The following is a 10,992-nucleotide window of genomic DNA, read 5'->3' on the forward strand; positions in this document are numbered from 1 at the left end:
TCCTCATCCGCCCTGCTCAGCCTGAGACAGACGGCAATCCGGAGAGTGCCATCGCCAGTTCCTGTTCTTCATACTCGTGATCGCTCAGGTCACCGGCAAAATAGGAGGTGTAGGCCGCCATATCGAAGTGGCCGTGACCACAGAGGTTGAACAGGATCACTTCTTCCCTGCCTTCCCGCTTGCAGCGCAATGCCTCGTCAATGGCGCCCTTTACCGCATGATTCGCTTCCGGTGCCGGCACGATGCCTTCATGACGGGCAAACAGCACGCCAGCCTCAAAGCATTCGCGCTGGGTGTAGGACACAGCCTCAAAAAGCCCCAGTTCCTTGGCGTGGGACACCATGGGTGCCATGCCGTGGTAACGCAGCCCTCCGGCATGGAAGCCCGGTGGGGTGAAGTCAGAGCCCAGGGTGTGCATCTTGGTGAGCGGCGTCATGTGCGCGGTATCGCCATAATCATAGGCGTACCTGCCACGGGTCAATGTCGGGCATGCTGAGGGTTCGACTGCAACAATCCGCGATTTCTGGCCGCCCCGCAGCGCATGACCCATAAACGGGAAGGCGATGCCGGCAAAGTTGGAACCGCCTCCGGTGCAGCCAACAATGACATCCGGCCAGCAATCCGCCATTTCCATCTGCTGCATGGATTCCAGCCCAATGATGCTCTGATGCAGCAACACATGGTTCAGCACCGACCCGAGGGCATACTTGGTGTTCGGATCCTGCACCGCCAGCTCCACCGCCTCGGAGATGGCAATACCCAGGCTGCCGGTGTGGTCCGGGTTCTCCGCCAGCACCTTGCGCCCGAATTCGGTCAGCTCAGAAGGCGAGGCTACACATTTTGCGCCGTAGGTTTCCATCACCGCCCGGCGATAGGGTTTCTGGTTGTAGGAAACCCGGACCTGGAAAACAGTCACGTCCATGTCGAACAGGGAACCGGCGAATGACAGCGACGTCCCCCACTGGCCGGCGCCGGTTTCCGTTGTAAGGGTGCGAATACCTGCTTCGCGGTTGTAGAACGCCTGGGGGATCGCCGTGTTGGGCTTGTGGCTGCCTGCAGGGCTCACGCCTTCGTACTTGTAGAAAATCTTTGCCGGCGTACCCAGGGCCTTTTCAAGACCATGGGCCCGGTAAAGCGGGGCCGGACGCCAGAGTTTGTAAACATCCCGCACGGGCTCCGGAATCTCGATTTCCCGCTCGGTAGACACCTCCTGTTCGATCAGCGACATGGGGAACAGCGGTTCGAGATCGGAGGGCCCGACCGGCTGCTGTGTGCCCGGATGAAGCACCGCAGGCAAAGGCTCCGGAAAATCCGCCTGGAGGTTGTACCAGTACTTCGGCATCTGGCTTTCTTCGAGAAGGAACTTGGTTTGCATGGTCATGAATATCCTGGGTTTCGTGTTTTTATCAGCCGTCAGAATACCCATTCCAGGCCGGCATAAAAAGTTCTTCCTGGTGCTGGTTCGTAAAAGGCATCCCTGTTTGCATTGATACGTATATTGCTGAAATAGTCCTCATCCAGCAGATTGCGAACACCGCCATATACGTTCAAGCTTTGTTCTCCGAAACGGATCGTATCGCCCGCTCGCACCCCAAACAACCAGTAATCGGTAACTCTGGTTTCATTGCTGTTTTCAGCGTAGAGGTCGCCAACGTATTGCCATTCCAGTGCCGCGAAGCGCTGGCCCTGACCCTTCCATTCCACCTCGGTCACCCATTGTTCGCGAGGCAAGCCAGGCAGGCGGTTGCCATCGGCATCATTGCCCTGCCGATCCTCGAAGTTTTCGAATGTGTAATCCGCCAGAGTAATGGCACTGGTTATCCGCCAAGTGTAGGAAATGTCCCAATTCAATCCTAGCTCGATACCGTTGCGCTCGGTGCGTCCGGCATTCTCGTAAAATGTACGGCTGGTGGTAACACCGTCAATATCGACATCATCCTCAAACGGCAGGAGTTCATCATCTACACGTATGGAAAACAGCGCAAGATCATAACTGAACGCTTCACCAAAGCTACCACGCAACCCTATTTCCCGGTTAAGGGCCTGCTGCGGTTCAATGTCCGGGTTAAACCCACCGCTTCCATCCGGGTTTGCAAACTCAGTAAATGTGGGCGCCTCAAAAGCGGTCCCGATAGTCGCATATACCTGCTGGCGCGGAGCTGTGCGGTAACTGATGCCGGCAAAACCGCTCAACTCATCGTAAGTTCGACTGCCGGAATCGTCACCACCTTCCAAGAGATCGTCATCTATCGATAGCCGAAGACGATCGAAGCGGGTCCCGAGCGAGAGATTAAAGCGTTCCGTGATTGCCAAGTCCCCCTGGGCAAAGACGGCGGCAGTAGTGCCGTTCTGGGCTTCCTTCTGAATCTGTTCAGCGACACTGGCATCCGGTCTAATCCGGTATCGGCGACGCTCATCCACCTGCCGATGAAGATCAACGCCTGCTAGCCATGTTAGTGGAAGTCCCGCTACTTCATTCTCCTGTTGATAGTCCGAGCTGACGCCGAAGAACTGGCGGTCATAGGCGATCCCGCTGGGCCCGGGAAACGGCAACTGCTGTGAGAAGTCGCGGCGAGTAAAGAAGGTGCTGACAGTCAGGTCACCACCAACAACAGGCGCTTCGTAAAGCAGCCCCAGTGTCTGCTGGTCTACCTCCTGCCCCGCATCCAGCCTTTCGGCGTTGGGTGTGGCCTGGCGACGGTCCTCTTCAACCTGCGCGGCAGTCAGGCCGCCGGGGTCTTCCGCTTTCGGGGTGTGTAGGGCATTGAAGGTGGCAGTCAGTCGCTGGCCGTTGTTCCACTCACGGGAGAGGCGTCCGTTGAAAAGACCCTTCTCAACCTCGCTCTGATCCCGATAGCCGTTGTAATTGAGCCATGACATGGTTGCGATGCCACTGACATCACCATTGACCCCGTTGGCCTGGGCCGTGGTCTTGTAGTAGTCATCGCTCCCCACATCCTGGCGTAGCCTTGCCCCCGGTGGCTGGTCATCCCCCCTGGCAGTGGTGATATCAATCACGCCGCCGGAAGCATTGCCGTATTGCACCGAAGATGGTCCCCGTATGACTTCAATACGCTGGGCTGAATCCAGGTCCACCGCGTCAATCTGGGACTGACCGTCCGGCAGGGTGTAGGGAATACCATCCACCTGGATGCGGATACCGCGGATACCAAAGGGCGCCCGGGCACCGAAGCCGCGGGTGGACAGGCGCAAATTCTGGGCAAAGTTGTAGCGATTCTGGAAAAACAGGCCGGGAACCGTGTTCAGTGATTCATCCAGCTGCAGCCGCTGCTGGCCCTCCCGGATATCCGGGGTCTCGGTGACGGAAACGGCAGCTGGCGTGTCGTAAAGATCCCGCACCAGACGCGGCGAGGTGACTTCGATAACGGTCTCCGAAGCACCCGGTTCCTCCTGGGCCTTCGCTACCGGAAAAGCACTGGCCGCTGCCAGCCCGGAAAATACCACACCCCAGGTTTTTGTCGCTTTCCAACGCTTTGAGAGTACCACTGCGCTACCCCTGCTGCCGATGATTGTCGTTTTTATTGGATACGAGGCCAAAGGCTTTTTGGGTGCCGTTCGGCTATATCCCGATCAGGTCCACCAACCAGGGCACAATAAGGGCGGTCGCGAACGCAGACAGCGCCATTGCCAGTCCCGAGAAAGCACCCATCTGCGAACTCACCTGGAACGCCCGCGCCGTGCCTATTCCATGGGCTGCCACACCCATGGCAATGCCTTTCACGCTGTCATCGGTGATACGCATCCATTCGAACAGCTTGGTGCCGAGCACAGCTCCCACGATACCGGTTGCCACCACCAGAACGGCCGTCAGAGACGGAATACCGCCGATGGTTTCCGAGATACCCATGGCGACGGGCGCGGTTGCGGATTTGGGCGCCAGTGACATCTGGATTTCCGTGGAGCCGCCGAGCAGCCAGGCCAGGCCAATAGAGCTTCCGGCTGCTATCACAACCCCGCAGACCAAGGAAATGGTCACTGGCAGCCAGAGCTCCCGCAGCCGCGAAAACTGCTGATAGAGAGGTACCGCCAACGCAACGGTGGCAGGCCCCAGCAGGAAGTGCACAAACTGCCCACCCTCGAAATATTCACTGTAGGAAGTGCCGGTAACCATCAACAGGGCAATCAGCATGGCCACGGAGGTGACGACCGGATTGGCCAGCGGGCTGGAATTGGACTTGAGGTACAGGCGATAGGCAAGGCCGTAGGCCACCAACGTTATGGTCAACCCCAGTAGTGGTGAGGCGGACAGGTAAACCCAGATATCGCGGATGGCGGGTTCATTCATCTTGCTGCCCTCCCCCTTGCCCGGGCCGGGCAAACCACCGTGTGGTCAACTGCATGATGCCGGCAGTAGCAACCATGGTAATGATGGTGGAGAAAAACAGCGCCAGGGTGATTGGCAGCCACTCATCGGCGATACGGTCGAAATGAGCCATCATGCCAACACCGGCGGGCACGAACAGCAGTGACAGATGGCTGAGCAGAGCAGTCGATGCATTCTGCAGCGGCTCTGGCGTGCGGCCCCGGATCATCAGGGTGAGGAACAGCATAACCATACCCAGTACCGGCCCAGGGATAGGGACCGCAAGGAGGCGAACGGTGACTTCACCCACCAACTGATAGACCAGCAGCAGAGTCATTCCGTTGAGAAAATTCATGGCGCAGGTCTCGCAATGACTGAAGCAGGAATGATTTTACGGCCGTAGGCTGCCAGCAGAAAGCCTATCGGGAACATCATTACGCCATAGACCGCCGCCGGGATCGACATGGCACTGGACTCAAGCAGGGTCAGAGTCACCAGCAGGGCAATGGTACTGTTCTTGATGCCAAGCTCCACAGCGACAGCGATGGATTCACGCTGGGTCAGCCCGGCGGCCCGTCCGGCCAGCAGGCCCAGGAAAATACCCGCCAGGTTCAGCAGCAATGTTGCGGGGCCCGCCTGGCGAAGGAGATCCCAGATCTGATCGCGCACGCCCCAGACCAGGCCCACCACCAGCAGCGCCAGCACAAGGCCCCCGAACACGCTGACTGCACTTTCAGCGCGGCGGGACAGCTCGGGTGCCCGGGTACGGAAAACCATGCCAACGGCGACCGGGAACAACACGATACCCAACAGCATCCCCACGGTACGCCCTACCGGCAGGGTGATGGATTCTTCCGTGCCAGCGTAAAGCTGCAGCGCAAAATTGGTGAGCAACGGAAGAGTGACAATGGTTATCAGGCTGGCTGTCACCGTCAGTACGATCGACAGGGCAATATTGCCCCGTGCCAGCAGCACGAAAAGGTTGGAAGTGGTGCCACCGGGGCACGCCGCGATAATTACCAGGCCCACTGCGATGGCGGGAGACAGGTCAAGCATGGAGGCCAGAGCAAAGGCAATCAGCGGCATCAGAAGAATCTGGGCAAAGGTTCCCACGATCATGCCCCTGGGATAGACCGCCACCTGACGAAAGTCCCTGACCGTCAGGGTCATTCCGATACCGATCATGATAATAAACAGGGCGATCGGCAACCCCGCTGAAATCAGGGGACTGGACTCCACAGTGCCTCCATGGATTGTTGTTTTAAAGACGTTAGCCAGCGAAAGAAAATAGCACAGGCGCGGCAAAAAAAGTGAAACCTTTCACTCCGTTCGTCGTGTGATTATCCCTGTTGTTGCGTATACTTGCGAACAACAACTATGCGAACCCGAACGCAATTAATAACGTGCAGTTTGGCTGCTCACCGTGCAAGAGGACAAGGAATGAAACGCCTGGGAACACTGGATGCATCCTGGCTGGCAGTAGAGTCGGACGATACGCCGATGCATGTTGGCAACCTGCAGATTTTTTCGCTGCCGGAAGATGCGCCGGAGACCTTTCTGAGGGATATGCTGGCGCGCATGAAAGCAGAAGCCGATATTGCACCGCCCTGGTGTTATAAACTGGCGTTTTCCGGATTTCTCGGCCGCGTGGTGACTCCGTCCTGGAAAGTCGACAAGAAGCTGGACCTGGATTACCACGTGCGCCACTCAGCCCTGCCCCGCCCTGGCAGCGAGCGCGAGCTGGGCATCCTGGTATCCCGACTGCACTCCAATCCCCTGGATTTTGCACGCCCCTTGTGGGAATGCCACATCATTGAGGGCCTGGAGAATAATCGCTTTGCCCTTTACACCAAGATGCACCACTCGATGATCGATGGCATCAGCGGTGTCCGATTGATGCAGCGTGTGCTGAGCAAAGACCCGGGCGAAATCAATATGCTGCCGCCGTGGTCGGTGCGCCCGGAGCGCACCCGCGGCAGCAAGACTGACACCGAGGCCAGTGTTCCCGCCGCGTTTTCCCAGGCAATGGAGGCCCTGAAGTTGCAGGCCGACATGGCGCCTCGGCTTGTGGGCGCCATGAACCGCCTGGTCCATTCGGCCCGACACCCGGAGGATGGCCTCACAACTCCATTCGCCGGCCCGGTATCAGTCCTCAACCACCGGGTGACCGGCCAGCGGCGCTTTGCCACCCAGCACTACCAGCTGGAACGCATCAAGCATGTCTCCCACGCCACCAACGGCTCCCTGAACGATATTGTGCTCTATCTGTGCGGCACCGCCCTGAGGCGGTTTCTGCTGGAACAGGAGGGTTTGCCGGATACGCCACTAACCGCGGGAATTCCGGTCAATATCCGGCCCTCTGATGACCAGGGCACCGGCACCCAGATCAGTTTCATGATCGCTTCCCTCGCTACCGACGAAGCCGACCCTCTTACCCGTTTGCAGAACATCAAACAGTCCACCAGGCGTGCCAAACAGCACCTGCAGAAACTGCCCCGCAAGGCGTTGACGCAATACACCATGCTGCTGATGTCGCCTTATATTCTACAGCTTATGTCGGGGCTGGGCGGGCGCATGCGGCCGGTGTTCAACGTCACCATATCCAACGTGCCGGGCCCGGAAGAGACTCTGTATTACGAGGGAGCAAGACTGGAGGCCATGTACCCGGTATCACTGATCGCCCACGGTGGCGCCCTCAACATTACCTGCCTGAGCTATTCAGGTTCGCTGAACTTTGGCTTCACCGGCTGCCGCGATACGCTGCCCAGCATGCAGAAGCTGGCTGTCTACACCGGCGAAGCGCTGGATGAGCTTGAAAGTCTGGTGTTGCCTCCGCCGGCCAGCTCCGCGGCCGCGGCCAGAAAGACGAAAGCAGGCACTGGAGCCCGAAAAGCTCCCGGTAAAAAAGCGACTCCCAAAACCGGATCCTGACTGGTCTCCGGCCCCACCGGGCCGGAGCTAGTCAATACGCTCCAGGTGACGCTGTAAAGCAGCCGGGTCCGTCAGCACAATCCGGCCGTAAGACAACTCCAGCAACCCCTCCCGCTCGAAGCCCTTGATCCATTGATGAATTCCCTGGCGGGTCATCCCCATCATGTTGGCAATATGTTCCCGGGTAATCCAGATGGTCACCGGCTCCGAGCCTGCCTCACGGTTGCCCTGGATCTCGGCAAGGAACAGCAGCCGCCGGCCAATCCGTGCGGCAATACCCCGCAGGGCATCGTCTTCAATGATAGACATGGCTGCCCATAGGCGGCGGCTGACCATGTCGAGGATCACCGGGTAACATTCCGGGTATTTCGCCATAAGCTGGCGGAATGCATCACCGGACATTTCAACGATTGTCGCTGCTTCATGTGCCCTGGCCCCATAGACCCGGCGCATACCGGGAGAAAACACCGAATCTCCGAACCAGGTGCCGGCACTGAACATGATCAGGGTGGCCTCCCTGCCGGCGGGATTGACCGAGCTTATGCGCACTACCCCGGAGGCAATAATATTCAGCGTCGACGTTGCGGAGCCCTTGTCGTAGATCGGCTCATCCGCTTCAAACCTGCGCGTGCGGGCGATAGCCGCCAGATCCTCCAGCGCTGGCCGGGGAAAGCCGGAGAACAATGGGCAGTTGGCGAGCAGAGTCTTGATATCGGTCATATTCTGAATTGTAAACGAATTGACAGTCTTCGCCGATCACTCTTACCTACACTCGGTGGTTGAACACAGTCATTACTACAACAAGAACACCTGGAGAAAGAGCCACGCTATGTCAGAACAGCTTTCCATTCCGTCAAAAAAGAATCAGGTCAGCAAGGAAGAATGGCAGCTTCGGGTTGATCTCGCAGCGGCCTACAGACTGGTTGCGCTCCATGGGTGGGACGATCTTGTTTTTACCCACATTTCCGCGCGCATACCCGGTGACAAGCATCATTTCCTCATTAACCCCTATGGCATGATGTTCGAGGAGATCACAGCCTCCAGCCTGGTGCGCATCGACCAGGACGGAAACAAGATCAACCCTGACGACTTCGACATCAACCCCGCCGGCTTTACCATCCACAGCGCGATTCATGCGGTGAGGGATGATGCCGCCTGTGTGATGCACCTGCACACCGCTGACGGTATCGCCGTCTCTGCCCAGCAGGAGGGTCTGATGCCACTGTCGCAGCAAAGCCTGTTCGCTCTGGCCAGCCTGTCGTACCACGACTACGAAGGTGTTGCACTGCGGGAAGACGAGAAGGCCCGCCTGCAGAAAGATCTGGGCAACACCAATTTCATGATTCTGCGCAATCACGGCTTGCTGACCACCGGAAGCAGCATCCCTGATGCCTTCCTGGCCATGTATATCCTGCAGACGTCCTGTCAGATCCAGATCCGGGCGCTATCCGGCAATCGACCACTGACGCCTATCCCGACAGGCATCGTCGACACCATCAAACACCAGGCCGATCAGGTCACCAAGGGTCTGGGCGGTAAACTGGCGTGGCCGGGGCTACTGCGCAAGCTGGACCGCATCGACGCCAGTTTCCGGGAATAACAGGCGTACAGAAATGCCGAAGGGGTCATGTGACCCCTGATCCGCCGAACAATAACCGGATTCACTGCCATGCTTGCAAACATTGGCCTTCTGGCCGGTCTCGTTCTGTTGATTGTCATGGCCCTGCGCGGGGTCAATATCCTGGTCGCTGCACTGGTATCCAGCCTGATTGTGGCAATAACCAACGGCCTGGGAATATCCGCGGCGCTTCTGGAGCACTTCCCATTCGGGCCACTGGGAGCTTTCAGCTTTGCGGGCAAGTTTTTCATTCTTTTCCTTTCCGGCGCCATCTTCGGAAAGATGATGGCCTCCAGTGGCGCAGCGGGCTCCATTGCCAGCGCCATCACCCGGGGCCTGGGCGCCAAACGCACCATTCTCGTCACCATGCTGGTATGCGCATTACTGACATACGGCGGCGTGGTTGTGTTCGTGGTGATTTTCACCATGTATCCGCTGGGCGTGGCCCTGATGCGGGAAGCCAACCTGCCCAAGCGCCTGTTTTGCGGTGCCACGGCACTGGGCGCCGGCACCTTTACCATGACAGCGCTGCCAGGCACGCCATCTATTCACAACGTCATCGCGGCCTCGGCTCTGGGGACGGATCTGTTTGCGGGTGCACTCATCGGCCTGACAGCCGGCGCGGTCATGTTTGTTCTGGGTATGGTGTATCTGGAACGGCAATGGAGCAAAGCCCGGGCGACCGGTGAAGGCTACGTGGTGAACGCCCAGGATGAGTACATGGAAAACATGGCTCCGGCGCTGCAGCACGGGCCGAGATGGCAGCTGAGCATCATCCCCCTGTTACTTGTGCTGGGAACCATTATTGTGCCGAGATTGCTGACAGCACTTGGCATTGCGGATGGCGAGACACCGGTACTGGGAACACTGATTTCCTTTGCCGGTAACGAGCCGATTGTATGGCCGAGCTTTGCCCTGATGATCGGAGCCGGCAGCTGTGTGGTACTGTTTCCCGGGTTCCGCAGCAAAGCCATGGAGAGCCTGGGGATCGGCGCCAACGATGCCATTATGCCGTTACTGAATACCGCGGCGGTTATCGGATTCGGCAGCGTGGTTACCCAGACCACGGGCTTTGAAAGTTTTGCCCAGTGGGTTCTGAACCTGCCCCTGCCTCCGTTGCTATCGGTGCTTGCCTCGGTCAGCGTGGTTTCCGCCATCGTGGGATCCGGCTCGGGTGGGTTGCAGATCTTCATGCAGACCTTCGCGGAAAAATACCTCTCCATGGGTGTTGAGCCGGAAACCCTGCACCGGATTGCCACCCTCGGTTCCGGCGGCATCGATTCGCTGCCCCACTGCGGCGCTGTTATTGCGATGCTGACGATCATGGGCCTGAAGCACAAGGAGGCTTACAAGGATATCTTCGTGGTGACCGTGGCCATTCCTGTTATCGCAACGCTCGTCGCTATCGGCCTGGTATCAGTTATCTGAAACGTCAGGCAATCTGCAACAGCCTCAGCAGCTGGGGGCGATGCTGATCCTGAATCACGTCCGCCAGGGTGTACTTGTCCAGCGTTTCAAGAAAGGCCGTCAGGGCCTCGCCAAGCATGGACTTCAGGCCACACACTGGCGTTATCCGACAGGCATTCTTTGAGGAGAAGCATTCAACAATGTTGAGGTCCTGTTCGGTTTCACGTACCAGGATGCCAACGTTGATATCGGCGGGTGCCATCTGCAGACGCATGCCACCCTTCTTGCCCCTGACCGTCTCGATGTAGCCTTTTTTATTAAGCTGGTGAACCACTTTCATCAGGTGATTCTTGGAAATGCTATAACTGTCGGCAATTTCCTGAATGGTCGCCAGCTCGTCACCCTGCACCGACAGGTAGATCAGAACACGCAGGGAGTAATCGGTGTAACGAGTGATATGCATTTATCAACTCCAATACTACAGATGCATCGTTAGTACGAGGCACGCGTTAAGAGATAACAGGCGAGGCCAAGAAACATCAGGCCTGTCGCTAACAGCACCACCGGTGCAGCGCCACTAATAAGAAGCACGGACCAACTCACACACAGCATCAGACAGGCCAGCCACTTTCCTTTCGCAGGAATTGCGCGCCTGCTGCGCCAGTTCTCTATCGCCGGGCCAAAAGTCTGATGATTTTCAAGCCAGGCGGCA

The 10,992-nt window shown here is 58.0% G+C and carries 11 protein-coding genes; 3 read left to right on the forward strand and 8 right to left on the reverse strand.

The genetic code is table 11. The annotated features are described in order from the left end of the window. Positions 1 to 16: 16 nt before the first annotated feature. From ACESMB_RS08695 to ACESMB_RS08715, 5 genes are all read right to left on the reverse strand, one after another. The gene (locus tag ACESMB_RS08695; protein ID WP_372926217.1) at positions 17 to 1,375 is read right to left on the reverse strand and encodes a TrpB-like pyridoxal phosphate-dependent enzyme; all 1,359 of its coding nucleotides are present in this window, start codon (positions 1,373 to 1,375) and stop codon (positions 17 to 19) included. A gap of 38 nt (positions 1,376 to 1,413) precedes the next feature. Next, positions 1,414 to 3,507 carry a TonB-dependent receptor family protein gene (locus ACESMB_RS08700; protein ID WP_372926216.1) on the reverse strand — a complete coding sequence of 698 codons (2,094 nt, stop codon included), beginning with the start codon at positions 3,505 to 3,507 and terminating at the stop codon, positions 1,414 to 1,416. Between the two features lie 73 nt (positions 3,508 to 3,580). Continuing rightward, entirely contained in the window at positions 3,581 to 4,306 is a 726-nt protein-coding gene (locus ACESMB_RS08705; RefSeq protein WP_372971341.1) for an LrgB family protein, read from the reverse strand. After that, positions 4,299 to 4,679: a CidA/LrgA family protein gene (locus ACESMB_RS08710; RefSeq protein ID WP_372971342.1), complete on the reverse strand. Its 381-nt coding sequence runs from the start codon at positions 4,677 to 4,679 to the stop codon at positions 4,299 to 4,301. Before ACESMB_RS08710 ends, ACESMB_RS08705 begins: the two co-directional genes overlap by 8 nt. Then, positions 4,676 to 5,629: a bile acid:sodium symporter family protein gene (locus tag ACESMB_RS08715; protein WP_372926213.1), complete on the reverse strand. Its 954-nt coding sequence runs from the start codon at positions 5,627 to 5,629 to the stop codon at positions 4,676 to 4,678. Before ACESMB_RS08715 ends, ACESMB_RS08710 begins: the two co-directional genes overlap by 4 nt. Before the next feature lie 135 nt (positions 5,630 to 5,764). On the opposite strand from ACESMB_RS08715, the gene ACESMB_RS08720 reads away from it, so the two are divergent. Next, on the forward strand, positions 5,765 to 7,255 hold the full coding sequence (locus ACESMB_RS08720; RefSeq protein WP_372971343.1) for a WS/DGAT/MGAT family O-acyltransferase: 1,491 nt from the start codon (positions 5,765 to 5,767) through the stop codon (positions 7,253 to 7,255). A gap of 27 nt (positions 7,256 to 7,282) precedes the next feature. Here the strand turns inward: ACESMB_RS08720 and ACESMB_RS08725 are convergent, their stop codons facing one another. Next, entirely contained in the window at positions 7,283 to 7,975 is a 693-nt protein-coding gene (locus ACESMB_RS08725; protein ID WP_372971344.1) for a Crp/Fnr family transcriptional regulator, read from the reverse strand. Positions 7,976 to 8,084: 109 nt separating this feature from the next. On the opposite strand from ACESMB_RS08725, the gene ACESMB_RS08730 reads away from it, so the two are divergent. Beyond that, positions 8,085 to 8,855, forward strand: coding sequence for a class II aldolase/adducin family protein (locus ACESMB_RS08730; RefSeq protein ID WP_372971345.1), 771 nt, complete (start codon positions 8,085 to 8,087; stop codon positions 8,853 to 8,855). Between the two features lie 69 nt (positions 8,856 to 8,924). Next, complete coding sequence (locus tag ACESMB_RS08735) at positions 8,925 to 10,301, forward strand: GntP family permease (RefSeq protein ID WP_372926209.1); 1,377 nt, start codon at positions 8,925 to 8,927, stop codon at positions 10,299 to 10,301. 4 nt (positions 10,302 to 10,305) lie between these two features. On the opposite strand, the gene ACESMB_RS08740 is transcribed toward ACESMB_RS08735, so the two are convergent. Together ACESMB_RS08740 and ACESMB_RS08745 are read right to left on the reverse strand one after the other, a co-directional pair. Next, on the reverse strand, positions 10,306 to 10,743 hold the full coding sequence (locus ACESMB_RS08740) for an Rrf2 family transcriptional regulator (protein WP_372926208.1): 438 nt from the start codon (positions 10,741 to 10,743) through the stop codon (positions 10,306 to 10,308). A gap of 29 nt (positions 10,744 to 10,772) precedes the next feature. Beyond that, positions 10,773 to 10,992: DUF454 family protein (locus ACESMB_RS08745; protein WP_372971346.1), on the reverse strand; the 220-nt coding region annotated here is incomplete at its 5' end.

It is taken from the genome of Marinobacter sp. (genome assembly GCF_041686475.1).
GTDB lineage: Bacteria > Pseudomonadota > Gammaproteobacteria > Pseudomonadales > Oleiphilaceae > Marinobacter.